Source organism: Corynebacterium simulans (genome assembly GCF_001586215.1).
GTDB classification, from domain to species: Bacteria; Actinomycetota; Actinomycetes; order Mycobacteriales; family Mycobacteriaceae; genus Corynebacterium; species Corynebacterium simulans.
Genome location: NZ_CP014634.1, coordinates 2,435,540 through 2,460,977 on the forward strand (window position 1 = coordinate 2,435,540; position 25,438 = coordinate 2,460,977).

The following is a 25,438-nucleotide window of genomic DNA, read 5'->3' on the forward strand; positions in this document are numbered from 1 at the left end:
TGCGTCAAGCGCCGAGAGCTTCCGGCGCCCGGGCGCTAGCGCGGCGAATGCACACTCTGTTTGCATAGGGTTTGCATATCTCGGCTGCGGCGCGGAGACGATGGCCCTTGCTGGTGGCCAGACGGTTTGTCGTACACCGTCTGTTCATCAGCTGGGGCCATCGTCTTTGTAGCAACGGCGATCGCCGCCGATACCGCAGCAGGAAAACCGAACACGCCCCACATCAATGCAAACGTTTCCATTGGCGTACCCGCGATGAGACGCACAGAAAATAGCGCCTCCACCAAATATTGCCCTGCGACAACGCTCAAAATACCGCCGAGCGCCGTGGCAACGGACATGAGAACGCCCGATAGCCCTTCGCGTGCATTCCAGGCCAGCCACGCGGTGCCAAGGCCCAGGAGCGCGGAGGCGACAATCATCGTGATGTCGAAGGGCAGCGGAAGCGCCACGAAAGCACCCAGCACAAGTCCCAAACCCACACCGCGATAGGCCAGGGAACGCAGTGCCATCCCCGGCCGCAGGCGGCTGCGGCGGTATTGCAGATATGCGATTGCGCCAAGCGCTACCACCGGCAGCACGCAAAGCAGAGAAAACGCCCATCCAAGCTGGGCTAATTCGCTGTTTGGTGCAGTGGTGCCGTAATTCATAGTCCCCAGCCTAAGACCCGCTAAACCATTGGGAAACCACCTGCCTTTAGTGCATAAGACCTTGTGCGGTGCAGTTCAGGCAACACCCAGATAGCGGGCAAAAGGCGGCGTCGGCAAGCGTGGGCAAAGCTCTGCTAAAAGGATGGCGCCGCACAATGTAGGCTAAGAGACGTTATGGCAGATGTATTGGAATCACCGCTGAAATTTAACGTGGCCGAGCTCTTGCGTGGCCAGGGTGCTGCCGCAATGCCGGAGCAGCGCGTGCAGAAGGGCCCTGCGCCCGAACGTATCGGTGTCGAGATGATCGCCGTTGCAAAAGGCGACGAGATTACGGTCGACGCTACCTTGACACCGCTGGGATCGGGCGTGCTTGTCGACGCCACGGTTACCGGCACTCTCACCGGCGAATGCGCTCGTTGTTTGCGCCCGCTGCAGCCGCAGCTGGATCTGCAGGTCTCGCAGGTTTTTGCTGCAGACGAGTCTTTCATCAGCGGCGACGAACTCGATGATGAGGATGCAGGCTCTGGCGATGAAGTTCCTGAGGTCGTAGACGACGAAATCGATTTACTGCAGACTGTCATCGATGAAGCTGGCCTGAGCTTGCCTTTCGCGCCGGTGTGCGAGGAAGGCTGCGACATAGAGATGCCGGAGGGTGTTTCCACCGGAGTCTCTGGGGAAGAGGAAGACAAAGTCGATATCCGTTGGTCTGGACTGGAGAAGTTCCTGTGAGCAAGAAGAAGAAGCTGACCGGCGAGGAAGCCCTCCAGCAGGCCTATAGCGCCGTCGATCATGGCCCGTTGCTGCAGGCATTGGGCATCAACCTGGCCGATGAAAACTTGTGTCTGGCGCTGACCCACCGCTCTTTTGCCAACGAAAACGGGTACCTGCCCAACAATGAACGCCTCGAGTTTCTAGGCGACGCTGTCCTTGGCCTTTCCGTGGCTTCGAAGCTCTACGAGCAGTACCCTTCGCGTCCGGAATCGGATATTTCGAAGATGCGCGCTTCCATCGTCTCGCGATACGGGCTTTCCGATATCGCTCGCGAGATTGAACTGGGCCAACATATCCTGCTGGGCAAGGGCGAGCAGTCCACCGGCGGCCGCGACAAAGATTCGATTCTGGCGGATACCACCGAGGCCATCTTCGGCGCGATTTATCGCCAGCACGGCTTTGAGGTCGCGCGCGATGTTATTTTGCGCCTGTTCCAAAAGAAGATCGACAACGCTGTCGTCTCCGGCCGCCACATGGACTGGAAGACCAACCTGCAGGAGCTGTGCGCCGAGCTGAAGGCCCCGATGCCGGTCTATACCGCTACCTCTACCGGCCCAGAGCACGACCAGACCTTCACCGCGGTGGCTACCGTCGCGGGCCTGACCGTGGGCAACGGCGTTGGCCACAACAAGAAGCTGGCCGAGCAGCAGGCGGCGCAAGAGGCGTGCGATACTCTGCGCGAAACTCCGCTTTTGGTCCAGGGCACCGCTAACCGCGAGAATTAATGCCTGAACTTCCAGAAGTCGAGTCCGTCCGCCGCGGGCTGGAGGCCTATCTTCCTGGCCGCCGCTTCGAGTCCGTGAAAGTCTTGCACCCGCGGGCCAACCGCGGCCAGGATGGCCCCTTGGGCCAGCTCCTAGCCGACCGCGAAATCGCGAGTGTGGCACGGCGCGGCAAGTTCATGTGGCTGGAATTCGCCGATGAGGACCTCACGGATCCCGGCCGCGATGTGCTTTTCGTACATCTCGGCATGTCCGGCCAAATGCGGGTGGGGGAGACGGACTCGAAACATGTACGCATCGCGGCGTCGTTAAGCGGCGGCGTCCAGCTGAACTTCGTGGACCAGCGCACCTTTGGATATTGGTTGCTGGCCCCATGGACGAAGATTGCGCACATCGCGCGGGACCCGCTGGAGTCGGACTTTGACCTTGTTGCCACTGCGCGGCGGCTGCGGGGGAAGAAAACGGCGGTGAAGACGGCGTTGCTGGATCAGACTGTGGTCTCGGGAATCGGTAATATTTATGCCGACGAGGCGCTCTGGCTAGCCCACATACAGCCCCAAAAGAAGGCCTCCACGCTGCGCCAACGCGACGCAGTTGTGCTTGTCGACGCCGCCGCGACCGTCATGCGCGCTGCCCTTAAAGTCGGCGGCACTAGCTTCGATGCGCTTTATGTCAATGTCAATGGTGAGTCGGGTTATTTCGACCGCTCTTTGCATGCCTACGGCCGCGGCGATGAGCCGTGCGATAGGTGTGCGACGCCGCTAAAAAGGGTGGTTGTGGGCGGCAGATCTACCCACTATTGCCCCCGCTGCCAAACCTATTAATGGATCGATAGGGGATATATAGCGTTTAATATTCCACATGGAATTTATTGAGAACGCTGTGACAACGTTCAACGATTCGGTATGGACTTATCTGATCCCGTGGATCTTGATTGCTGCGGGACTATTTTTCGGCTTTAGGACTGCGCTCGTACAGGTGCGCATGGTCCCGCAAATGTTCAAGGCTGTGGTGGAACGCCCGAAGGGCGTCGGCCGCGACGAAGACGAGGACTACGGCGGAATCTCCGCTTTCAAGGCTTTTACCATTTCGGCGGCCTCGCGCGTGGGCACCGGCAACGTCGCGGGCGTGGCTGTGGCTATTTCCGTGGGCGGACCTGGTGCCGTGTTCTGGATGTGGCTGATTGCCATCCTGGGCGGTGCGACGGCGTTTATCGAGTCCACCCTGGCTCAGGTGTGGAAGGTCCGTGAAGGCACTGCTTACCGCGGCGGCCCGGCTTATTACATGAAGCGTGGCCTAGGCTGGGGCCCGCTTGCCGTTATCTTCTCTGTGGCCATCGCCTTTACCTTCGGTTTTGTCTACAACGCATTCCAGACCAACGCCATTGCCGATTCCATCGCGTTCTCCTTCGGCCGTGACGACTTCACCTTCCGCTTTATCATCGGCGGCATCATCGCTGCTATCTCCGCTCTCATCATCTTCGGTGGTGTGCAGCGTATCGCGAATATCACCCAGGTCATCGTTCCGTTTATGGCGATTGCCTACCTGCTCATCGGCGGCTTCGTTGTCGTGGCCAACTTTGACAAGGTCCCGGGCATGATCGGTGACATCATCGGCCACGCCCTGGGCTTCAAGGAAATCGCCGGCGCCGGTCTAGGCGCTGCCATGATGAAGGGAATCCAGCGCGGCCTGTTTTCCAATGAGGCCGGCGAGGGCTCCGCGCCGAACGCCGCAGCTACCGCCGCTGTGTCGCACCCAGTCAAACAGGGGCTGGTGCAGACCTTGGGCGTTTATTTCGACACGCTAGTTGTCTGTTCTATCACCGCCTTCATCATCCTGCTGGGGCCTACCGTCAACTACGGCGCGGAAGCCGAGGGTGTTTCCCTGACGCAGGCTGCACTGGCTTCTGAGGTGGGCGATTGGGGCATCCATTTCGTCAGCTTCATCCTGTTCTTCCTGGCATTTTCTTCGATTCTGGGCAACTACTACTTGGCAGAGGCCAACGTGGAGTACTTAACCCGCAAAAAGAGCCTGCTGATCCTCTTCCGCCTCGTGGTGCTCTTCTTCGTATGGTTTGGCGCCGTGGGCTCTTTGCCTTTGGTCTTCGCCCTGGCAGATACCGGCGCGGCAACGATGGTCTTCCTGAATATTCTTGCCATCGTTCCTCTGTCCGGCGTGGCCATCAAGCTGCTGAAGAACTTCAACGAGCAGCGTCGTGACGGCGTGGACCCGATTTTCCATCGCGACATGATGCCGGAACTGAAAAACGTCGAGTGCTGGGACGGCTCTGACCCGGTTACCCGCCGCAGCCCGGAGGACCGCAAGCACTTGCAGCACAAGTACGATCTGTCGGATCGCACCAACCTACGGGAGTACTAAATGCAACGCCTGACCGCTTTCGTGCACGGTACGGTCCAAGGCGTTGGCTTCCGCTGGTGGACGCGCTCTCGGGCCCTTGAATTGGGTCTTGCGGGCCACGCCACAAACTTAAAGGGCGGGCGCGTGCAGGTTGTTGCCGAAGGCCCGCGCGAGGACTGCGAGCGCCTGCTCGAGTTATTGCGCGAGCAGCCTTCCACCACCAAGCGCCCCGGAACCGTAACTACCGTGGTGGAGCAGTGGTCAGACCCACGCGGTGAGAGCGGCTTTATCGAACGCTAGCGCCTAGGCTTGCTAAACTTTCACGAATGCACCTGAAATCGCTCACGCTCAAAGGCTTCAAGTCTTTCGCGTCCGCGACGAACCTGAAATTCGAGCCCGGCATTTGCGCCGTGGTTGGTCCGAACGGCTCAGGTAAGTCGAACGTCGTCGACGCGTTGGCGTGGGTCATGGGCGAGGGCAGCGCCAAGACCCTGCGCGGCGGCAAGATGCAGGATGTCATCTTCGCTGGCGCGGGCGACCGCAAGGCGCTAGGTCGCGCCGAGGTAACCCTTACCATCGACAACTCCGATGGTGCGCTGCCCATCGAATACTCCGAGGTTTCTGTCACCCGCCGCATGTTCCGCGACGGCGCCAGCGAGTATGAAATCAACGGCGCCAAAGCGCGCCTTATGGATATCCAGGAGCTGCTTTCTGACTCCGGTATCGGCCGCGAGATGCACATCATCGTCGGTCAGGGCAAGCTCTCCGAAATCCTGGAATCGCGCCCAGAAGATCGCCGCGCCTACATTGAGGAAGCCGCCGGCGTGCTCAAACACCGGCGTCGTAAAGAAAAAGCGCAGCGCAAGCTCACCGGCATGCAGGCCAACTTGGATCGCTTGCAGGATCTCACGGAAGAGCTGGGCAAACAGCTAAAGCCTTTGGCCCGTCAGGCCGAAACCGCCCAGCGCGCGGCCACCGTCCAGGCGGATTTGCGCGATGCCCGCCTGCGCATCGCCGGCGACCAAGTCGTGCAAACCCGCAAGAAGTACGCCGATGCCGAGCAACAGGCCCAGGTGCTCGCCGAGCAGGTGGCGGAAGCTACCGAGCAGCACGAAGAGGCCACCGGCGTCCAATTGGAAATCGAAGCCCAGCTCGAGGAGGTTAATCCGCAGGCCGAGGCCGCGCAGAAGCTGTGGTTCGACCTGTCGACGCTGTCCGAGCGCATCGCCGCCACCCAGCGCATTGCGGAAGAGCGTGCGAAAAACGTCGGCGCACAGGTCGCCTATGCAGGCCAAGACCCAGAAGAGCTCGAGGCCCGTGCCCTGCGCGCGGACGAAGAGCACGCCGAGCTGCTCATGGAGGCCGAAGAGGCCGCCGAGCGCCTGGAGTCCATCCGCGAGGAGGTGGCGCAACGCCGCGCCGTCTTCGAAGAGGCGGAAAAGGAACATATGGCGCAGCTACGCGCGATTGCGGATCGTCGCGAGGGAGTGGTTCGCCTCATCGCCTCCGAGGAAAACCTCGCCGGGCAGGTCTCCGCGGCAGAGGAGGAGCTCGCGCGCCAGGAGGAGACGCTGCAGTCCACCAAGGCGCGCACGCGCACGGCGCAGGCTGAGGCGGACGAAGTCGCCGATAAGCTGGAGGCCTTAAACGCCGAGCGCGAGCCGCTGGAAGAGGCCCACGTGAGGGCCGCGAGTGAGTCAGGGGCGGCCGAAAAACGCCTGGAGCAGCTTCGCGACGGTCAGCGCGAACGCGAACGCGCGGTCTACACGCTGCGCTCGCGCATCGATACTTTGGCGCAGACCGCCCCGGAAAATATCGACTTGGGCGAGGGCTTTAAGCCGCTGGCGCACTACATCACCACCTCCCATGACACGGCCGTTGCGGCGGCGTTGGGCGCGTTCGCGGAGGCGCAAACGGGCGCGGTTACAGAGGACATCGTGGAAGCCTTGAGCACCGCCGCCCGCACCCCGCTGGTGGATACCACTGCCGCGGGTGCCTCCGACTGGCGTCTGGACGCCAACCTGCCCAGCGGTGCGACCTGGCTGCTGGATGAGATACAGCTTGCACCCGAGGTGCAGGCGGCGCTGACGCGTCTGCTTTCCGACGTCGCGCTGGTCGGCGATCTTGCCCAAGCCCGCGAGCTGGTGCGCGAGGATCCGCGCCTGCGCGCGGTTACCGCCGAGGGCCTGTTGGTGGGCGAGGGCTGGGTCCAAGCCGGCACCGGCGCTTCTTCTACCGTCGAGGTCACCGCGCGCATCGCGGAGGCAGAAGGCCAGCTGGAATCTGCCACGCAGGAGTTGGAAGAGCTCTCCGGCACCCTGGAGGGCGCGAAGATGGCGGCCGAGGAGGCGCGCGTCGCAGCGGCCTCGGCAAAGGCGGCCTTGCGTGAGCACGACACGACCGTGGAAGCCTGGCAGCGCGACCACCAGCGCCTGCTGAAGCAGCACGAGGTCAACAAGGCTGAGCATGAGAAAGCCGCGGCCCGTGCGGCCGAGATCGAGGTCAAGCTTGCCGAAGTGCGCGAGCAGCTGGCTGAGACCCGCGACCGCCTCTCGCGCGTGGATGAGGAGGTCGAAGACGGCGAGCCTTCCTCCCACGAGCGCGATGCTGCCTCGGCCGCTTTGGAGCAGGTCAAGGCCATGGAGATGGAGTCCCAGCTCGCGGCGCGCACCGCCCAAGACAAGGTGGGGCAGGCTGCGGGTAAGGGCGACGCGCTGCGTCGCCAAGCGCAGCATGAACGTCAGTCAAAGGCCCGCCATGAGCAAGCGATGGCGCGTCGTAAAGCGCAGGCCGCTTTAGCTCAAGCGGTGGCGGGTCATGCCACCGACCTTGCCGGACGCGCATCCCAGGCCCTGGAGCGCGCCACCGCTGAGCGCGATGAGTTGGTCAATCAGCGCAACGTGTTAGGCGGGCGCTTGCAAGCGGCCAAGCAGCAGGTTTCGGCAACGCGGCAGAAGCTTGACCGCCTGACGGCGAACGCCAATAATTCCGAAATCGCCCGCTCGCAGGCGCAGGTGCGCGTGGATGAGACCGAAGCGAAGATCGTGGACCAGTTGGGCATTGCGATCCCTGATTTGCTGCGCGATTACACGCCGGGCGAGGACTTCGACCGTAGCGCGGAAAAGGCGCGCCTGAAGCAGGCAGAAAAGGACCTGAACTCCCTGGGCAAGGTCAACCCGCTAGCGCTGGAGGAGTACAAGGCGCTGGAGGAGCGCTATTCCTTCCTGTCTACGCAGCTCGATGACGTTATCCAGGCGCGCAAGGATTTGGCGGGCGTGATTGAGGATGTGGATCAACAGATTCTGCAGCTTTTCACTGATGCGTGGAACGACGTGGAGGCGGAGTTCCCGAAGGTCTTCCAGACCCTCTTCCCGGGTGGCGAGGGCCGACTGATCCTGACGGAGCCGGATGACATGCTGGCCACCGGCATTGAGGTTGAGGCGCGCCCGCCGGGCAAGAAGGTCAAGCGCCTATCCTTGCTTTCCGGTGGTGAGAAGTCCCTGACCGCCTTGGCAATGCTGGTGGCCATCTTCCGTGCGCGCCCGAGCCCGTTCTACGTGATGGACGAGGTTGAAGCCGCGCTCGATGACGTCAACCTGCGACGCCTCATCGCCCTGTTTGAGGAACTGCGCAAGGATTCGCAGCTTATCGTCATCACACACCAGAAGCCGGCGATGGATGTGGCTAACGTCCTCTACGGCGTGACGATGCGTGGCGATGGCGTTACGCGCGTGATTTCGCAGCGTATGAGCCAGGCTGGCGACGCCCCCGGTTCCGCCGCTGCCGCCGAGGACGCCACGCGCCTGGGCGTCGATGCCCCGCGCGGCGCTGCGCTTGGCGACGCCGCCGAGCCCGACGCTGGGCCCGACGCCGAGCCCGACGCTGAGCCCGAAACCCAGGGTTAATCCGCAGGGTAGTGGTGCCAGGCTGCAGCAAGCCTGGCACTATAGAGGGCATGAATACGACGTTGATGTGGATTCTTATTGCCGTAGCCGTCATCGTGCTGCTGGCGATTGTGCTGGTAGTAGTAGGTAAAAAGCGCGGCGATGCCAAGAAAGTATCGTTCGAAAAGCCTGCCGAGGAAGCTCCCAAGGAGCTGACCCAGGAGCAAAAGTCTGGCAACTACCAGGCCAAGTCCGGGTTCAACTTTGCCCCCGCCGGCAGCGGCGCCAAGGAGCCAGAGAAGGTTCCCGCTCAGCCGACCAAGCTGGCTGAGCCCACCAAGCCGGCTGAGCCCACCAAGCCGGCCGAGCCTGCTGAGCCTAAGGCTGAGAAGTCCGCACCCGCCGCTGGTGCTGCAACCGGCGCGGCCGCTGCCGGTACCGCTGCCGCAGGAGCTGCAGCTGCTGCCTCCAAGCCGGCGGAGTCTGAGTCTGCCAAGACTGAACCTGAAAAGGCCAAGCCGGTAGCAGATGAAACCCCGGTTGAACAGCCGGCCGTCGAGGAGCCGGCAGCAGAAGAACCGGTTGCTGAGGCGCCGCAGGAGGAAGCGATCGCGGAAGAGCCGACGGTTGTTACCGAAAGTACAGACGAAGTCCCGACAGATGAAGCCGCCGAATCTCCAGCAGAAGCTTCTGATGCCGAAGCTGCGGAGGTTGAGGAAGCTGCGGAGGCTGAGGAAGCCGCGGCGGCAGCCGATGCGCAGACGCAGGGCGCTGAGGCAGCGCTAGAGGCCGAGCCGGAGGAGCTTGAAGTCTCTGCGGACGCTGAGGTTGTCGAGGCGGCGGAGGCGACGGAACCTGATATTGCGCCGGCGGGTGGCCGTTTGGGGCGCCTGCGCGGCCGCCTGTCGCGCTCGCAGAATGCTATTGGACAGGGCCTGATGGGCATCTTGTCCGCGGGTGACCTCGACGAGGAAGCGTGGGAGGAAATCGAAGACACCCTCATCATGGCGGACCTGGGCACCAAGTCCACTATGAAGGTCACGGAGGCGCTGCGCGATAAGTTCGCAGAGCGCGGCGTCGCCAGTGAGGAAGAGGCCCGCGCGATGCTGCGCGAGTGCCTCATAGAGGCCGGCCACCCGGAGATGGACCGTTCCATCAAGGCCATGCCGAACGAGGGCAAGCCTGCTGTCATCATGGTCGTCGGCGTCAACGGCACCGGCAAGACCACCACCACGGGCAAGCTTGCGCGCGTGCTCGTCGCGATGGGTCACAAGGTGTTGTTGGGCGCCGCGGATACCTTCCGCGCAGCCGCAGCGGATCAGCTCGAAACCTGGGGTCGCCGCGTCGGCGCCAGCACTGTCCGCGGCAAGGAGGGCGCTGACCCGGCTTCCGTTGCTTTCGATGCCGTTGCAGCGGGCGTTGACCAAGGCGTAGACGTCGTCCTCGTCGACACCGCCGGCCGCCTGCACACTTCTGTTGACCTGATGGATCAGCTGGGCAAGGTCAAGCGCGTGGTGGAAAAGAAGACTGAGGTGGACGAGGTTCTGCTGGTTCTCGACGCCACCGTTGGCCAGAACGGCCTAGCACAGGCCCGCATTTTCCGTGAGGTCGTCGACATCACGGGCGTGGTACTGACCAAGCTCGATGGCACCGCCAAGGGCGGCATTGTCTTCCAGGTTCAGGAGGAGCTAGGCGTCCCAGTCAAGCTTGTTGGCCTGGGCGAGGGTGCCGATGACCTCGCGCCATTCGAGGTCGAGGGCTTCGTCGACGCGCTGCTCGGGGAGAAGTAGCCTCCTTTAGCCTCGCGTTTGCCGCCGTGGATTTCTTTCCGCGGCGGCTTTTTATGTATGGGGCGGTGCTTTCTGGCGCCGCCGCTAGAACGATGCTGGAAAGCGCTGCTTGGAGGTTGTTTTTCTTGCAAAATCGCCGCGCGATTTGTCGCCTTGAGCACCGAAAAAATGTGCTTTGACGTGGGCCACAATGGTAGTGTGGGAACGTCGTATTTTATGCGCGCTCTAAGTAATAAATCTCTACACAATGGTTTGTGAGGCTAATTTTTCGTGACACTTATTTATGTTGTCCTCCTCGCAGCTTTGGCAGTGGTCCTTGCCCCAGTAATCGTCAAGGTTGCTGATCGCGCCGCCGGCTACCCCCTAGCCGGCATTTTTATTGTGGCGGCAGGTCTTCTTGCTAAAGAATTTGGAACTTTATCGGCGGGCGAAGAGCTGTCTTTCTCGCGCACGTGGGTCGGCGACGTCGTCGGCACCGGCATCGACGTCCACTTCGCTCTGCGCGGCGATGCCTTGGGCGTATTCTTCGCCTTGCTGGCTTTGGTCATCGGCGCCGTAGTCCTTACCTACTCGGCCGCCTACCTGCCCAAGGGCAAAGGAAACACCAGCTTCTATCTGCTGATGACGGCATTTACCATGTCGATCCTGCTGCTGGCGCTGGCTAACGACGTCATCCTGCTCTTTCTTGCCTGGGAGCTGGTTTCCCTGGCCTCGTTTATGCTTATCGCGCGTTCGGGTAAGGCAGGCGAGAAGGGCTCGCAGCGCACGCTGATTTTGACCTTTATCGGTGGCCTTACCCTGTTGGCAGGCGTGGCCATCGCGGCGACGGCCGCGGGTACTACCAACCTGGAAAAGATTCTGGCCTCCGGTGTCTGGCACGAGCGCCCAAGCCTTACTGCCGCCGTGGCAGTTCTTATTGCTTGCTCTGCTTTTACAAAGGCCGCGCAGTTTCCGTTCCACTTCTGGCTGCCAGAGGCCATGGCCGCAGCAACGCCGGTCTCTGCCTTCCTGCACGCAGCCGCAGTGGTCAAGGCAGGCGTGTACCTGCTGATTCGTTTCTCCACCATCTTCCACGACGTGGCCGTGTGGAACTGGCTGCTCATCGTCGTTGGTATGGGCACCGCCGTTATGTCGGCGGTCTTTGCGGTGCAAAAGACTGACCTGAAGAAGCTGACCGCCTATTCCACCGTCTCGCACCTAGGCTGGATCGTGGCTACCATCGGCGTCGGCACGCCTTTTGCTATCACCGCCGCCCTGGTGCACACGCTGGCGCACGCACTGTTTAAGTCTTCCATCTTCATGCTCATCGGCGTGATTGATCACGAGGCCGGCTCCCGAGATATCCGCCGCCTCGGCGTGCTGTGGAACAAGATGCCATGGACCTTCGGCTCCATGGTTATCGGCGCGGCATCGATGGCCGCGGTTCCACCGCTTTTGGGCTTCGTTTCCAAGGAGGGCATGCTCACCGCCTTCGAAGACGCGCCCATCGGTGGGGCAGGGCAGCTGGTGCTGCTGATGGTTGCCGCAATCGGCGCCTTCTTTACCTTCACCTACTCCGCCAAGATCGTCTTCGGCGCCTTCTTCGACGGCCCGCGCAACATGTCCAAGGTCCACGAGGCGCCTGTTCGTCTCTGGCTGCCGGCAGCACTTCCGGGCTTTATGTCCTTGCCGCTGGTCTTCGTGTTGGGCAAGTTCGACAAGCCTTTGGACTTGATGGCAGGTTCCGTGGGAATGGAATCCCACGCCCACCTTTCCCTGTGGCACGGGGTGAACGTTCCACTGGTCATCTCCGTTGCGGTTCTCATCGCGGGCATCGCTGGTATCTTCATTCGCAAGCAGCTGTGGTCCGCATTCGAGGACACCAAGCTGGTTCCGCGCACCGGCAACGAGATTCTGCGCTCCGTCCAAAATGGCGCAACCGCGATCGGCCGCTTCGTCGGCCGCATGTCCGATACCCATAATCCTTCACGCCTGATGCTGCCCATCGTCTTGCTGCTCATCATTCTGGCTGCGGCAGGCCTTATCAGCGAGGGCGTCGACGGCGTCGCTCTTGCACCACGCGTCGAAGGCCTGGATAACCCATGGGATCTTTTGCCGCTTTCCATCGTCGCGCTGTCCATGTTTGGCCTGGTGCGCACCCGCAACCGCCTGACGGGCGCGGTGATGATCGGCATCGCCGGCACGGGCGTGACCCTGCAGATGTTCCTGCTTGGCGCACCCGACGTCGCGCTGACCCAGTTCACCGTCGAGGCGCTGTCTGTCATCGTGATGATGATGGTGCTGCGCTACCTGCCGGAGAAGTTCCACCCAGTGCAAGAGACATCGCGTAAGACCGGCTCCATCGTGGTAGCTGTCCTCGCCGGCGTGGCCGCCTTCCTCGGTGTCTGGGGCCTGATGGGCCGCCACGAGCGTTCCGATATTTCTCTGTGGTACCTGGACAACGCTCCGAATATCACCGGCGGCGACAACGTCGTGGCCACCATCATCGTGGAGTTCCGTGCACTCGATACCCTGGGCGAGCTTTCAGTTCTGGGCATGGCCGCCGTGGTGATTGCTTCTGTTACCTCCACGCTGCCGCGCTTCCCATTTACCTCCGGCACGCGCCCGGCTCCGTTCGGCCAGTCGCAGCTAAATTCGGTTCCGCTGCGTAAGGGCATTGCCATCGTTATTCCGATTCTGGTTGTCACCTCCGTCGTGGTCTTCTACCGCGGTCACCAGGCCTCGGGCGGCGGCTTCCCGGCCGCGCTGATTATGGGCGCAGCCATCGGCCTGACCTACCTGTCCCGCGGCTCCGACGAGATTGTCTTCGGCCGTATGACCCCGATTCACCTCACGGGCATCGGCATCATCGTGGCGCTGACTGCAGGCTTTATCGGTTACATCCCGCATCACGGCGAGCCGGGCGGCTTCCTGACCGCCATCCACGGCCACGCATTGGGCCAGCACTGGACCACGTCGCTGATTTTCGACCTCGGTATTTATCTCGCGGTTCTGGGCATGCTGACCATGGCCATCAACGCCCTCGGCGGTTATCTGCGCCCGGGCACGGAGCGCGACTTCTTGCCATGGATCCACGACGACGATTCCGCGTTGCCGACGACCCCGCGCGTTGTGCTTGACGACGTCGATGATCCTTACCCCGAGCCCATCAACCCTTCGAGCAATCCGCTGGCTTTGCTCAACAAGTCTGAGGCTCGAACTAAGAAGGACTCGCCGCGCGTGGCACGCCAGAAAGGCGGGGAGAAATAATGATTCTTGCACTAACCATCGCACTGCTTATCGGTTCTGCGGTCTATCTCATCCAGCAGCGTGGCTTGGTCCACATCGTGCTGGGCATGATGGCCTTCGGCCACGGCGCTAACCTGACGCTGCTCGCTACGGGCGTGTACTCCTACCGCGGGGAATCTTTCCCCTCGCAGGTCGCACACGACCAGATGGCGGACCCGCTTCCGCAGGCCTTCGTGCTTACCGCCGTGGTCATTTCCATGGCGACCTCCACGATCTTGCTAACCATGGCGGCTATGGGCGCCAATGATGACACGGACATCGTGGAGCCGGTTGATGACAACACCATTGACCACGCGTTCTCCACGCTGGGTCGTGATTCTAAGAATCGAGAGATTTTGCAGCGTTCGGCCAACAAGATGGATCGCGTCAAGCAGTTGGACCACAGTGAGGAAGGGGAGAAGTAATGGCTGAACTCGTCAGTGCACTGTTGCCGCTATTCCCAGCGGTTCCCCTCGTGGCCGCGGCCTTGGCCCTAATGGCCCCGTGGCGCGGCGTGCGTGATTCCATCATGCTGATTATCCCGGGCATCGGAATCTTTGCTGGTTTCGCGCTCTTGCTCTACACCTTGAACAACGGCGTGGTGGCCCACACCGTGGGCGGCTACCCAGGTAACGCGGGTATTGCCTTCGCAGCAGATACCTTCTCCGCGTTGATGATTGTCACGACGATGATCGTCGCATTCGGCGCCAACTGGTTTGCCATCGTGGGCGGCGAGACGAAGTCGCGCTACTACCCATCGCTGACGCTGATTCTCATCACCGGTGTCTGCGGCGCGCTGCTTACCGCAGACCTCTTCAACTTCTTCGTGTTCATCGAGGTCATGTTGCTGCCTTCTTATGGCCTCATCACGATGTCCGGTACCTGGTCGCGCCTCGCGGCCGGCCGTGCCTTCGTTCTGGTTAACCTCTTTGCCTCGACGCTGCTGGTCGTCGGCGTGGGCTATATCTACTCCGTTACCGGCGCGGTCAACCTCGCCGCACTAGAGGGCGCTGCGGCGGGCAACGGTCCAGTGACCGTGGCCTCGGGAATCGTAGTCATCGCCATCGCGGCGAAGGCCGGCGTCTTCCCCGTGCAGTCCTGGCTGCCGCGCACCTACCCAGGCACCTCGGCTGCCGTGATGGGCTTGTTCTCCGGCCTGCACACCAAGGTTGCGGTCTACATGCTCTACCGCCTGTGGGTCCACCTTTTTGGCATGGACCAGCGCTGGGGCACTCTCATCATCGTGGTCATGATCATTTCGATGCTGATCGGCGCATTTGGTGGCTTGGCCGAAAACTCCATCCGTCGCGTCTTGGGCTATCAGATGCTCAATGGCATGCCTTTCATCTTGGTGATGATGGCCTTTACCACCCACGATCCACAGCGCGCTCTCGCCGCCGGAATCTTGTACACCATCCACCACATGCTCACGGTGGGCTCGCTCATCCTGGCCTCTGGTGCCATCGAAGAGACCTACGGCACTGGCTTGCTATCTAAGCTTTCGGGCCTGGCACGCCGCGATCCGCTCATCGCCTGGATCTTCGCCGCCGGTGCCTTCTCTGTGGTGGGCTTCCCGCCATTTTCTGGCATGTGGGGCAAAGTCTTGATCGTCATCGAGATCGCCCGCACCGGTGGGGCATGGGCATGGATTGTCATCGCGGTCATCATCATCGCTTCCTTTGCCGCTTTCTTGTCCATGCTGCGCGTGTGGCGCGAGGTTTTCTGGGGCAAGGATCTGCCAAAGCAGAAGGTGCCGAAGGAACTCATCATCCGCAAGAAGCTGATGGCTCCTTCCGCTGCGCTGATCATGGGCTCGCTGACCATGTTCGTCCTGGCAGGCCCGTTCATGGATATCACCCTGCACGCGGCACAGGATCTGCTGGATACTCAGGCTTATACCGAAGCCGTGCTTGGCGACGCCCCCGTTGCCTTGCCGGACATCGACTCCATCCAGGGAGGTCGCTAAATGAAACTTTTCTTCCACTCCTGTGTCTATGGCCTATGGCTGATTAAGGAGATCTTCGTTGCCGGTTTCGGCCTGGCCATGGAGTCTTTCAAGCCGCATAATTCCTACCACCCGGTCATCGTGCGCTACCCGCTGCGCGTGACTGATGCGTGGGAGATCTTCTGGTTTACCTCGTCTATCACCGCAACCCCTGGCACTTTGTCGCTGGGCCTGCGCGAGCCGGTGGCAGAGGGGTTGCCGCGTATCGTGCTCGTCCAGGCGGTCATGGGCGATGACCCGGTAGAAATCATGGAGTCGCTCGCGGACATGGAGGAGCACTTGGCACCGCACGTGAAGGACATCGACTATGGCGTGCCAGGCCAGAGCGATACCAAGGATCTGGATCCAGCCTTCTACGAGTACCCACTCGAGACCCTCGGCCGCCACATGCGTGCGCCGGATATCGCGCAAGAAGAAGACACCCCGTTGCCAGCGGATGAGACGGAGAAGTATTCCGTCTGGCCGCTGCGTCCGGAAAGGAAGGGCGAATAATGGTAGATTTCGCGCACTTTAGCGCTTTCGAATGGGTCATTTTCGTCTGCATATTCGTGATGGGCGGGGCCCTGGCTTCGGCCTTGGTCTTGGCGCTGCGCTCCCGCGACGAGCTGACACGTACCGTCATGTCAGACATGGCCTTCTACGGCATGTTGTGCATGTACATCGCTTGGACCTTTGTCAATCACGCCTCGATTCTCTATGACATCGCCATGCTGGCAGCGATTGCAGCCGGCGTGCTGCCTACGTTGTCGATGGCGCGCATCATTTCGAAGGGACGTCGATAAGCATGGCGTGGTACGAAATCATCGCATCCATTCTCCTCATCGTGGCTACCTTGTTGGTGGTTGCTACCGCAATCGCGCTGTGGCGCGCCCCCGACGCGTTGACCCGAGTAAACCTCTTGGGCCCGACCGTCGGCCTTGCGGTGCCGCTGTTGCTCGTGGGAAAGCTCGTGGTGGACTTTGCTGAAAACGGCTTTGATCTGTGGTCGCTGGTGCGCGTTCTCATCGCATGCTTCGGCGTGTGGATCATCGGCTCCGTTGGCTCTTTCTACATGGGCCGCTCCATCTACGGCGTCACCGTCACAGACGTGAAGTATGCGCGCCGCATGCGGAAGCAGACCGACATGGTAGAAGCCAGCGAAGACGAGGTTTAATTAGCGTCGCGGCGGAGCCGTTGACGCTAATATGATCACATTAGGCACATACTTTCAATCGGAGCCCAAGGAGTAGGACATGAAACTCATCACCGCTGTTGTAAAGCCTTTTACGCTGCCGGATATTCGCGAGGCATTGGAACAGCTTGAGGTTCATGGTCTCACCGTGACTGAAACGCAGGGCTTTGGCCAGCAGCGCGGACACAGCGAGGTCTACCGCGGCGCCGAGTACGCCACCGACTTCGTCCCGAAGGTCAAGCTGGAGGTCGTTGTTAATGACGCAGCGGTAGAAGAGACCATCAACGCCATCGTTGAGGCTGCCTACACCGGCAAGATCGGTGACGGCAAGCTGTGGGTAACCCCAGTCGAGGACGTCATCCGCGTGCGCACCGGCGAGCGCGGCGAGGCTGCTGTCTAAATGGACAAAGCCGCGCAGCTGCGCGCAGAAGCTTTCGATGCGGCAGAAGCATTGATTAAGACCCTGGAGCTGCCAGAGGGCACCGCCCTCGCAGCGACGGGGTCTTTTGCGCGCCGCGAGATGACAAAGTATTCCGATCTGGATCTGCTGTTGATTCATCCAGAGGGGATGGTGCTAGACGAGCAGGCGGTGGCCAACATTTGGTATCCCATCTGGCAGGCGGGGTATCACCTGGATTATGCCCTGCGTACCCCGGGCGAGTGCGCGGAGATAGCCGGCACGGATCCGGCGGCGGGTTTTGCGCAGCTGGATCTGTCTTTTGTGGCGGGTAGCAAGGCGCTTGTCGACGAAGCCCGCGCCAAGCTTCTATCCCAGTGGCGGGTGCTGCTGCAAAAGCATTTCGATTCTTTCGTCAGCACCGCAATTGCGCGCTGGCGGCGTTCGGGCACGTTGGCCACGATGGCGAATCCGGACATTAAAAACGGGCGGGGCGGCCTGCGCGATATCCAGTTCATTAGGGCCCTGGCCCTGGGCAATCTTGCCGACGCTCCGCGGCTGGATGCCGAGCGTGACCTGCTGCTCGATGTCCGTAGCCTTTTGCATATGCATGCCCATCGTCACCGCGACCTTTTGGACCCTGAATTCGCCGCGGAGATCGCTGACGAGCTGGGTTTCGCGGACCGTTACGAGCTTTCGGCGACGGTGGTGCGAGCGGCGTCGACAGTCGATAGGGCGATGGAGCGCGCGCTTGCCACGGCCCGCGGCGTCGTGGGTAAAAGGCAACGGGACCGTTCGCGCAAGCCTTTGGACCTAGGAGTCGTCGATAGTGGCGGCTACGTGACGCTGGCGCGCAACGCTGACCTGCAGGACCCAGGGCTAGGGCTGCGCGTGGCGGCGGCGTCGGCGCGCACGAGCCGTCCCATCGAGCCGGGCGTGTGGAAGCTGCTGGCTAACGCGCCTGCGCTTCCGGAGCGTTGGAATACCGCGATAACCGACGCCTTCTTTACTATCTTGTCTTCGCCCACCGAAACGCCACGGCTCATTGAGGAGCTTGACGAGGTGGGACTGTGGGAGACTCTGGTGCCGGAGTGGGGGCACATCCGCGGGATGCTGCCGCGGGAGCGTAGTCACGCTCACACTGTGGATTATCACACCATGCTGACCGTAGCGCGCTGCGCGGAGGTGCGTACCACGGTCGCGCGTCCGGACTTGTTGTTGCTAGCGGCGCTGTACCACGACATCGGCAAGGGCTATGGCCGCCCGCATTCCGCCGTAGGCGCGGAAATGGTGACCAAGGCCGCGGCAAAAATGCGGCTGAGCCTGGCGGATCGTTCGCGTGTGCAGACGCTCGTGGCAGAGCATACAACCTTGGCCAAATTGGTCTCCCGCATGGACCCGGAATCGGACGTGGCTCGGGATAAGTTGCTGGCGGCGGTGCATTATGACCACCTGACGCTCTCGCTGTTGCTGGTCTTGGCACGCGCGGATGCTGAATCGACTGGCCCCAGCGTGTGGAATCCGCGCCTGGAGGCGGGCATTCGGGTGCTGTCTTCGCGCGCCTTTGCGCAGCTGGAGGCGCTTAGCCCTACGAAGCCGGTGGTGTATTCGCAAAAGGAGATTGCGCTCAAGGCGAACTATGAGGAACGCACCCTGACGGTTTCGTGGCGGGGCAAGTATCAGCGCGAGGTCATCCGCCCGCTGGCGCTTATTGCGGCGTTGGGCTGGACCATCGAGTCCTCTCGCATGGGCAGGGTAAGTGACGAGCAAGGCGAGGGCTTTGCTGCCGAATTCGACGTGCGTACCGTGGCGGAGAGCTTCGATGCGGCGGCCGATGAGGCGCGTTTCATCCAGTCCTATAAATCTGGCGTGTACACCATCCTTCCGGAGATTGATGGCGCGCCCACAACGGCGATGTGGACGGGAAGCATCTTCGAGGTGCGCACGGGCGAGCGTACGGGTGTGCTTGGACATGTCATCGCTAAGCTTCCCGATTGCGAATGGATTACGAGCTACGTTCCGGGCGCAACGATGGTGCTGCACGCCAAACCGCTAGGCGATGTCGCGCGCGCGACATTGGTCAGGAATGTGACCGAAGCGCTAGTCAGCGGCTAAGCTGGGGGAGTTAAAAATTACTCGAGATTGTTTAGGGAGCACTCACTCGTGTTTGAGTCACTGTCCGATCGCTTGCAAACTGCCTTGTCGGGCCTGCGTGGCAAGGGCAAGCTGACCGAGGCCGACATCAATGCCACCGCGCGCGAGATTCGCCTTGCGCTGCTGGAAGCTGACGTCTCGCTGACCGTAGTCCGCGCGTTCATCAAGCGTATTAAGGAGCGCGCTGCCGGTGCAGAGGTCTCTGAGGCGCTGAACCCGGCGCAGCAGGTTGTCAAGATTGTCAATGAGGAACTCGTTGACATCCTGGGTGGCGAGACCCGCCGCCTGCAGCTGGCAAAGAACCCGCCCACGGTCATCATGCTGGCTGGTCTGCAGGGTGCTGGTAAGACCACCTTGGCCGGTAAGCTGTCCAAGCACCTGGCCAAGCAGGGCCATACGCCGATGCTGGTGGCCTGTGACTTGCAGCGTCCGGGCGCGGTCCAGCAGCTGCAGATTGTTGGTGAGCGCGCGGAGGTACAGGTCTTTGCTCCGGACCCAGGCACCTCCATCGACTCCAATGATCACGAGATGGGTACCTCCCACGGTGACCCAGTCGCCGTCGCCCAGGCCGGCATCGAGGAAGCTAAGCGGACCCAGCACGACATCGTGATCATCGATACCGCGGGCCGCCTCGGCATCGATGAGACCTTGATGACGCAGGCACGCAACATTCGCGACGCTGTGAACCCGGACGAGGTCCTTTTTGTCATCGATTCCATGATCGGTCAGGACGCGGTGCAGACCGCCGAGGCCTTCCGTGACGGCGTTGATTTCACCGGCGTCGTGCTGACCAAGCTCGATGGCGATGCCCGCGGTGGTGCGGCGCTGTCCATCCGTGAGGTCACCGGCAAGCCGATCATGTTTGCCTCCACAGGTGAGAAGCTCGAGGACTTCGACGTCTTCCACCCGGAGCGCATGGCTTCGCGCATCCTGGGCATGGGTGACCTTCTCTCGCTGATTGAGCAGGCTGAGGCCACCCTGGACCACCAGAAGGCAGAAGAAGCTGCCGCCAAGCTGGGCACCGGTGAGCTAACGCTCAACGACTTCTTGGACCAGATGCTGATGATCCGCCGCATGGGCCCGATTGGCAATCTGCTGAAGATGATGCCGGGCGGCAAGCAGATGAACAAGATGGCGGAAATGGTCGATGAGAAGCAGCTCGACCGCATCCAGGCCATCATCCGCGGTATGACCCCGCAAGAGCGTGAGAATCCGAAGATCCTTAACGCCTCGCGCCGTAAGCGTATTGCAAACGGTTCTGGCGTTTCCGTCTCCGAGGTCAACCAGCTCATCGAGCGCTTCAACGAAGCGAAGAAGATGATGTCCAAGATGGCCGGCCAGTTTGGCATGGGCCCGGGCATGGGGCGCTCTGCCACCAAGAAGAAGCGGAAGGGGCGCAAGGGCAAGAACGGCAAGCGCAAGGCCCCGAAGAACCGTCCAGGCGGCGGCATGCCAGGTATGCCAGGCGGTATGCCGGGAATGCCGGGCGGCATGCCTTCCATGGAGGAGCTGCAGAAGCTGCAGGAGCAGATGGGCGGCGGCGGAATGCCAGGCATGCCAGGGGGTATGCCGGGTTTGCCTAAGATGCCGAAGGGCATGGAAAACATCGACTTGAATAACCTGGACTTTGGCCAGGGCAAGAAGTAGTCGGGCCTAGAAGAGGCGAGGGAACTCCTCGCCTCTTTTTCGCGTTTTGGAGGCGTGTTTTTCTACGGCTAAAGTTGTACTTATGAAGCCGATCCCAGCTGTTCGCCAAGTTCGCCACGACATCAACGCCAAGCCTTTCATCGCAATCTGGGAGGTGACGCGCGCGTGCCAGCTGGTGTGCCAGCATTGCCGCGCCGATGCGCAGCATGAGCCAGCGCCAGGGCAGCTGAGCACGCAGCAGGGCAAGGCGCTATTGGATTCCATCGCGAGCTATGAGAAGCCGCGTCCCATTGTGGTGCTCACAGGCGGCGATCCCTTTGAGCGTGGCGACCTCGAGGAGCTGACGGAGTACGGCACCTCGCTGGGGCTAAACATCTCACTTTCGCCTTCGGTCACCCCGCGTCTTACTCGCGAGCGCCTCGAAGGCCTGCGTGCCGCGGGTGGCTCGGCATTGTCGCTTTCGCTCGACGGCGCGACGGCCAAGACCCACGATTATTTTCGCGGCTTTTCCGGCATCTTTGACCAGACCATCGAGATGGCAGAGGTGGTCACGGACGTGGGCTACCGCCTGCAGATCAATTCCACGATCACCAAGAACAACGTCTATGAGGCGCCGCAGCTGCTCAAGCGCGTCATCGACATGGGAGCAAAGCTGTGGAGCGTGTTCTTCCTGGTGCCAACTGGCCGTGGAACGGGTCTCGAGGCGCTGACTCCGCACGAGCGCGAGGACGCTATGCACTGGCTGCACGATGTTTCGAATCGCGTGGCAATCAAGACCACTGAGGGCCCGCAGTATCGCCGCATCGTGCTGGAGGCACAACAGGGCAAGGAATACGTTGGGGGAGAGCTCTACCGCTATCTCACCGAAGAGACCGAGCGGGTGCTCGGGCCTGCCGACGACGCGCATACCCGCCGCCCGCGCCCGCCCATGGCGATTAACGCAGGCTCTGGCTTCGTGTTCATCGACCACCTCGGCGACGTTTATCCCAACGGCTTCCTACCGATGCACTGCGGCAACGTCAAAGACACTCCGCTGCCCGAAATCTATGCCAATTCGCCTGTCTTTAAAAAGTTGCGCGACCCCGCCCAGTGGTCGGGCAAGTGCTCCGTGTGCGAATATGCCACCGTCTGCGGCGGTTCCCGCTCGACCGCGTTCGCAATGACGGGTGATCCGCTAGCTTCCGACCCGACGTGCGCATACGTGCCCGCGGCGTGGGTCAAATAGCAGAAAGCGTGGTGCCAGATGGCACCACGCTTTCTTTGCTCTAGGGTGAGGAAATTAAGTAATCCGCGACTTAGACTGCGTCGTTGTCGGTCAGATACGGGTAGGGGACCGGCTGGGCATTGGAGGCCGTGGCATCGGCCGGTGCCGACGGCGTGGTCGGTGCGGTTGAGGTCGGCATGTTAGCAGGCGTCTTAGGCGGTGCCTGCTTTACTTTTTTGCCGGCCAGGAACGGCTCGATGGCCTCGCGCAGCATTGGCATTGCGGACTCCGCGAAGGCGTTGCTGATGTGGTGCATATCGCGGTAGACCATCGTGTTGCCGATGACCACCGGGCAGTTGCCATTTTTGTCACAGAACCAGGAAGAGGTATCCAGCGACAGCATGTTGTCGTATTGGGACAGGATTTCCGCACCTGGATCGACCGGCGCGTAGACCTTGTCGAAGGTCATGCCGCAGCCCTTCTCGTCCTCGGTGGCGACATAGCACTCGTCGAACTCGCGGCCCTTGCCAGCATCGTCAAAGCCCCACGGGTTATCGCGTAGGCCCAAGAATGGAATCTTGGCGTCTGCCAATTGCTTCCAGAACTCGGCGTAGCCTGCCGGGACGTAGTCTGGGCCTTCTCCCAGCGGGCCGGATGGGCGAGTGGTATTCGAGATGACCAGCGCCGGATCCGCATCCAGGATGCGCTCGGTGACCATCTCGCCCCACTCGTGACATTCAGGGGTAACGGTCAGGTCTTCACCAAGTTCAATCGGGCAACCCTGGCGCAGCATTGGGATGATCTTGAAGTGCATCTCACGGCCCAGGCGGTCCAAGCCGGACATCCACTGTTCCGCGTGGGAGCCACCGACGACGTAGACCTCGGTCTTTGACTCACGGTCACCCCACTCACACGGAGTGCCGTCGCGGCGGGCATCCGGCAGGTAATCCGCCGGCATGTCCTGCCCAATAAAGCAATAGGCCACTGCGGTTGGCGGCATGAGGCCGCCAACGAGGATCGGGTCCGGCTTGTACTCTACGTCCTTCGGCACCGGCTTATTTAGTGCGAGGGCCGTGGCACCTGGGTAGAGCTTCGGGTCGAGGTTCTCCGCATTCTCGGAGTAGATGGTGTTCATCCACAGCGGCTGAATGGCAAGCAAACCGACAACGCAGGCGCCCACGACGACGCCGCCTACCGCTCGGAACGCGCCAACGCGCTGCTTCATGGAGGCAATGGCGCTATTGACCGGCATATCGTCCGCCGTCGGGCGCTTGCGGGCCTGGCGCAGGGGCTTCTCCAAGAAGCGGTGGGTAAGATCTGCCAGCACTAGGGAGATGGCGATGATAATGATGCCCAGCCACCATGGAGGGGTCTCCAGCTCGAGGGCCTTGGTGGACAAAATCAGAAGCGGCCAGTGCCAGAGATAGAGCGGGTAGGCGACGTCGCCAAGCCAGCGCGCCTTCTTTGAAGCCATGTGGCGGGAGATGGAACCGCCGCCGCCCAAGATGATGAGCACCGCACCACCCAACGGCAGCAGGGAGAGCGGGCCTGGGTAAGCCGTGGTTTCAGCGATGATAGCGCCGGTAAACGCTAGGCACACCAGGCCGAGGCCGGTAAACAGGTTGGAAAAACGGCTAGAAATATTCCACTTCGTACCGTAAATAGCCAGAACCGCACCCAGGGTCAGCTCCCATGCGCGCGACCACGTGGAGTAGTAGTTAGCGGCCGTGCCGTAGAGGCCATCGCGGGAAGCATAGGCAAAGGACGCGATGGTAACGACGATGAGGATAGGGCCGGCAATCTGGTTGACGGTGGGGAAGCGCACCTGCTTGAGGCGCTTCGGGTCCGGTGCCGGGCGCAGCTTCATGATGGCTGCCAGAATCAGCGCAAAGGCGATGCCCATGATGTAGAACTGACCCTGTACAGCCATGGACCACATGTGCTGCAGAGGGGAGGTGCTAGCAGAAGCTGCGGTGTAGTCCGCGTTTTGGCGGGCTAGCTCCCAGTTCTGGAAATACAGCATCGTGGCCGTGATTTGCTGGGCGAGCTCTGTGCGCATCAGTTCCGGAGTAAAAATGCGAACCAAGATATAGGTGACGCCGATGACCAATACGAGGCTGGGAACGAGGCGTCGCAAAGTGCGCCAGATTGGCCACCATGGATTCAAAGAAGCATTAGGCTTGGCCGCGTAACGCAGCTGGGAGCCTAAGAAGAAGTAGCCCGAAAGCAAAAGGAACACGTCCACGCCGCCCGAAACTCGGCCGACGAAGACGTGATAAATGACCACGAGTGCGATGGCGATGCCGCGCAGACCATCGAGGTCATAGCGGTAACGGAAGCTGCGTGGTGAATTTTCAGTCATAATTTCTCTCAGCAGGCCAATTAAGGCATACGTCTGTCCCCTAAAAGGTTTTGCCTCAAGGGGAAGTGTTTGGAAGTAAATAAGGGCAAACTGGCCTGAAAGGTGTCTAGGTTAGCGTCAAATAGGGTACTCTCTCGGGCCGCGCTGTTCATAACGCCACGGGCAATGCCGCCGAAGATTGCATAAAAGTCCTAGGAAAAGTGCCACCAGAGTTCTCCGTGGGAGGATTTCCGTTTTGGGGCGTCTGCCGCTAATATAGTCGGGGTTGTCTATAGGTAGTTGGTTCTATAGATGGACGACACTAGATAGACAACACTGCAAACTTAACATTCTGCGTAACGCCGTATACCGCCTACGGACGGCCGGCACGTCACGCGCAGGGTAAATTCAAGAGCTGAACCGGCGTGGTTTGAATCCACGCGTCTGAACTGCTCGGTGACTAGAAAAGGAGCCAATCATGGCTGTCAAGATCAAGCTGCAGCGTATGGGTAAGATCCGCAACGCTGAGTACCGCGTCATCATCGCTGATGCACGCACCCGCCGTTCCGGCAAGGCTATCGAGAACATCGGCATCTACCAGCCGAAGCAGGAGCCTTCCCTCATCCAGATCGATTCCGAGCGCGCACAGTACTGGCTGGGCGTCGGCGCACAGCCGACCGAGCCGGTTCTCGCACTGCTGAAGGTTACCGGTGACTGGCAGAAGTTCAAGGGCCTGCCAGGTGCTGAGGGCACCCTGAAGGTTGCTGAGGAGAAGCCTTCCAAGCTGGAGCTGTTCAACGCTGCACTGGCTGAGGCCAACAACGGCCCGACCATCGAGGCTATTACCGAAAAGAAGAAGAAGGCCAAGGAAGAGGCAGAGGCTAAGGCTGCTGCTGAGAAGGCTGCAGAAGAAGCTGCTGCCGCTGAGGCTGCCGCTGCAGAGTCCGAGGAGTCCGCTGAGGCTTCTGAGGAGTCCGCAGAGTAATCTCGCCGCGCTTTTGCGTAACTAGATCTTCTAATCAGATCTTCTAAAAGGGCGCCTGTTACCTCCCGTAAAGGGGAACGGTAACAGGCGCT

At 61.2% G+C, this 25,438-nt stretch carries 20 protein-coding genes; 18 read left to right on the forward strand and 2 right to left on the reverse strand.

Annotated features, from left to right (window positions below):
* Positions 1-35: 35 nt before the first annotated feature.
* Entirely contained in the window at positions 36-650 is a 615-nt protein-coding gene (locus WM42_RS11380) for a hypothetical protein (RefSeq protein ID WP_062038354.1), read from the reverse strand.
* 174 nt (positions 651-824) lie between these two features.
* Between WM42_RS11380 and WM42_RS11385 the strand changes: the two genes are divergently transcribed.
* The 17 genes from WM42_RS11385 (at position 825) to WM42_RS11465 (ending at position 22,041) form a co-directional block, all read left to right on the forward strand.
* The gene (locus tag WM42_RS11385; protein WP_235591055.1) at positions 825-1,379 is read left to right on the forward strand and encodes a YceD family protein; all 555 of its coding nucleotides are present in this window, start codon (positions 825-827) and stop codon (positions 1,377-1,379) included.
* Positions 1,376-2,146, forward strand: coding sequence for a ribonuclease III (rnc, locus tag WM42_RS11390; protein WP_062038357.1), 771 nt, complete (start codon positions 1,376-1,378; stop codon positions 2,144-2,146). The genes WM42_RS11385 and rnc overlap by 4 nt, the downstream gene beginning before the upstream one ends.
* Positions 2,146-2,967 (forward strand): bifunctional DNA-formamidopyrimidine glycosylase/DNA-(apurinic or apyrimidinic site) lyase, encoded by an 822-nt coding sequence (gene mutM, locus WM42_RS11395; RefSeq protein ID WP_062038360.1) that lies wholly within the window; start codon positions 2,146-2,148, stop codon positions 2,965-2,967. Before rnc ends, mutM begins: the two co-directional genes overlap by 1 nt.
* A 37-nt stretch (positions 2,968-3,004) precedes the next feature.
* Positions 3,005-4,522 carry an alanine/glycine:cation symporter family protein gene (locus tag WM42_RS11400; protein ID WP_062038363.1) on the forward strand — a complete coding sequence of 506 codons (1,518 nt, stop codon included), beginning with the start codon at positions 3,005-3,007 and terminating at the stop codon, positions 4,520-4,522.
* Positions 4,523-4,801: an acylphosphatase gene (locus WM42_RS11405; RefSeq protein ID WP_061923298.1), complete on the forward strand. Its 279-nt coding sequence runs from the start codon at positions 4,523-4,525 to the stop codon at positions 4,799-4,801.
* 26 nt (positions 4,802-4,827) lie between these two features.
* On the forward strand, positions 4,828-8,406 hold the full coding sequence (gene smc, locus WM42_RS11410; RefSeq protein ID WP_062038366.1) for a chromosome segregation protein SMC: 3,579 nt from the start codon (positions 4,828-4,830) through the stop codon (positions 8,404-8,406).
* A gap of 50 nt (positions 8,407-8,456) precedes the next feature.
* On the forward strand, positions 8,457-10,175 hold the full coding sequence (ftsY, locus tag WM42_RS11415; RefSeq protein ID WP_062038368.1) for a signal recognition particle-docking protein FtsY: 1,719 nt from the start codon (positions 8,457-8,459) through the stop codon (positions 10,173-10,175).
* Between the two features lie 270 nt (positions 10,176-10,445).
* Entirely contained in the window at positions 10,446-13,424 is a 2,979-nt protein-coding gene (locus tag WM42_RS11420) for a DUF4040 family protein (protein WP_062038371.1), read from the forward strand.
* Entirely contained in the window at positions 13,424-13,867 is a 444-nt protein-coding gene (locus tag WM42_RS11425) for a cation:proton antiporter subunit C (RefSeq protein ID WP_062038374.1), read from the forward strand. The genes WM42_RS11420 and WM42_RS11425 overlap by 1 nt, the downstream gene beginning before the upstream one ends.
* Positions 13,867-15,408, forward strand: a complete 1,542-nt coding sequence (locus WM42_RS11430; protein ID WP_062038379.1) for a monovalent cation/H+ antiporter subunit D family protein — start codon at positions 13,867-13,869, stop codon at positions 15,406-15,408. Before WM42_RS11425 ends, WM42_RS11430 begins: the two co-directional genes overlap by 1 nt.
* Complete coding sequence (locus WM42_RS11435; protein ID WP_062038382.1) at positions 15,409-15,939, forward strand: monovalent cation/H+ antiporter subunit E; 531 nt, start codon at positions 15,409-15,411, stop codon at positions 15,937-15,939.
* Positions 15,939-16,229, forward strand: coding sequence for a cation:proton antiporter (locus tag WM42_RS11440; RefSeq protein WP_062038384.1), 291 nt, complete (start codon positions 15,939-15,941; stop codon positions 16,227-16,229). The genes WM42_RS11435 and WM42_RS11440 overlap by 1 nt, the downstream gene beginning before the upstream one ends.
* Positions 16,230-16,231: 2 nt before the next feature.
* Positions 16,232-16,600 carry a Na+/H+ antiporter subunit G gene (locus tag WM42_RS11445; protein ID WP_062038387.1) on the forward strand — a complete coding sequence of 123 codons (369 nt, stop codon included), beginning with the start codon at positions 16,232-16,234 and terminating at the stop codon, positions 16,598-16,600.
* 79 nt (positions 16,601-16,679) lie between these two features.
* Positions 16,680-17,018 carry a P-II family nitrogen regulator gene (locus WM42_RS11450; RefSeq protein ID WP_062038390.1) on the forward strand — a complete coding sequence of 113 codons (339 nt, stop codon included), beginning with the start codon at positions 16,680-16,682 and terminating at the stop codon, positions 17,016-17,018.
* A complete protein-coding gene (locus WM42_RS11455; RefSeq protein WP_062038393.1) occupies positions 17,019-19,130 on the forward strand; it encodes a [protein-PII] uridylyltransferase in 2,112 nt (703 codons plus the stop codon). It abuts the gene before it with no gap.
* Positions 19,131-19,178: 48 nt separating this feature from the next.
* On the forward strand, positions 19,179-20,816 hold the full coding sequence (gene ffh, locus WM42_RS11460) for a signal recognition particle protein (RefSeq protein WP_062038396.1): 1,638 nt from the start codon (positions 19,179-19,181) through the stop codon (positions 20,814-20,816).
* An 82-nt stretch (positions 20,817-20,898) separates the two neighbouring features.
* Entirely contained in the window at positions 20,899-22,041 is a 1,143-nt protein-coding gene (locus WM42_RS11465; protein WP_062038399.1) for a TIGR04053 family radical SAM/SPASM domain-containing protein, read from the forward strand.
* Between the two features lie 70 nt (positions 22,042-22,111).
* Here the strand turns inward: WM42_RS11465 and WM42_RS11470 are convergent, their stop codons facing one another.
* Complete coding sequence (locus WM42_RS11470; protein ID WP_062038402.1) at positions 22,112-24,382, reverse strand: acyltransferase family protein; 2,271 nt, start codon at positions 24,380-24,382, stop codon at positions 22,112-22,114.
* Between the two features lie 457 nt (positions 24,383-24,839).
* On the opposite strand from WM42_RS11470, the gene rpsP reads away from it, so the two are divergent.
* On the forward strand, positions 24,840-25,346 hold the full coding sequence (rpsP, locus tag WM42_RS11475) for a 30S ribosomal protein S16 (protein ID WP_062038405.1): 507 nt from the start codon (positions 24,840-24,842) through the stop codon (positions 25,344-25,346).
* Positions 25,347-25,438: the final 92 nt, after the last annotated feature.

Excerpts from the sequence above, each read along its gene's own strand:
- WM42_RS11380 (WP_062038354.1), bottom strand. The coding sequence starts at position 650 with ATGAATTACGGCACCACTGCACCAAACAGCGAATTAGCCCAGCTTGGA.
- WM42_RS11385 (WP_235591055.1), top strand. The coding sequence starts at position 825 with ATGGCAGATGTATTGGAATCACCGCTGAAATTTAACGTGGCCGAGCTC.
- mutM (WP_062038360.1), top strand. The coding sequence starts at position 2,146 with ATGCCTGAACTTCCAGAAGTCGAGTCCGTCCGCCGCGGGCTGGAGGCC.
- WM42_RS11400 (WP_062038363.1), top strand. The coding sequence starts at position 3,005 with ATGGAATTTATTGAGAACGCTGTGACAACGTTCAACGATTCGGTATGG.
- WM42_RS11405 (WP_061923298.1), top strand. The coding sequence starts at position 4,523 with ATGCAACGCCTGACCGCTTTCGTGCACGGTACGGTCCAAGGCGTTGGC.
- smc (WP_062038366.1), top strand. The coding sequence starts at position 4,828 with ATGCACCTGAAATCGCTCACGCTCAAAGGCTTCAAGTCTTTCGCGTCC.
- ftsY (WP_062038368.1), top strand. The coding sequence starts at position 8,457 with ATGAATACGACGTTGATGTGGATTCTTATTGCCGTAGCCGTCATCGTG.
- WM42_RS11425 (WP_062038374.1), top strand. The coding sequence starts at position 13,424 with ATGATTCTTGCACTAACCATCGCACTGCTTATCGGTTCTGCGGTCTAT.
- WM42_RS11430 (WP_062038379.1), top strand. The coding sequence starts at position 13,867 with ATGGCTGAACTCGTCAGTGCACTGTTGCCGCTATTCCCAGCGGTTCCC.
- WM42_RS11435 (WP_062038382.1), top strand. The coding sequence starts at position 15,409 with ATGAAACTTTTCTTCCACTCCTGTGTCTATGGCCTATGGCTGATTAAG.
- WM42_RS11440 (WP_062038384.1), top strand. The coding sequence starts at position 15,939 with ATGGTAGATTTCGCGCACTTTAGCGCTTTCGAATGGGTCATTTTCGTC.
- WM42_RS11445 (WP_062038387.1), top strand. The coding sequence starts at position 16,232 with ATGGCGTGGTACGAAATCATCGCATCCATTCTCCTCATCGTGGCTACC.
- WM42_RS11450 (WP_062038390.1), top strand. The coding sequence starts at position 16,680 with ATGAAACTCATCACCGCTGTTGTAAAGCCTTTTACGCTGCCGGATATT.
- WM42_RS11455 (WP_062038393.1), top strand. The coding sequence starts at position 17,019 with ATGGACAAAGCCGCGCAGCTGCGCGCAGAAGCTTTCGATGCGGCAGAA.
- WM42_RS11465 (WP_062038399.1), top strand. The coding sequence starts at position 20,899 with ATGAAGCCGATCCCAGCTGTTCGCCAAGTTCGCCACGACATCAACGCC.
- WM42_RS11470 (WP_062038402.1), bottom strand. The coding sequence starts at position 24,382 with ATGACTGAAAATTCACCACGCAGCTTCCGTTACCGCTATGACCTCGAT.
- rpsP (WP_062038405.1), top strand. The coding sequence starts at position 24,840 with ATGGCTGTCAAGATCAAGCTGCAGCGTATGGGTAAGATCCGCAACGCT.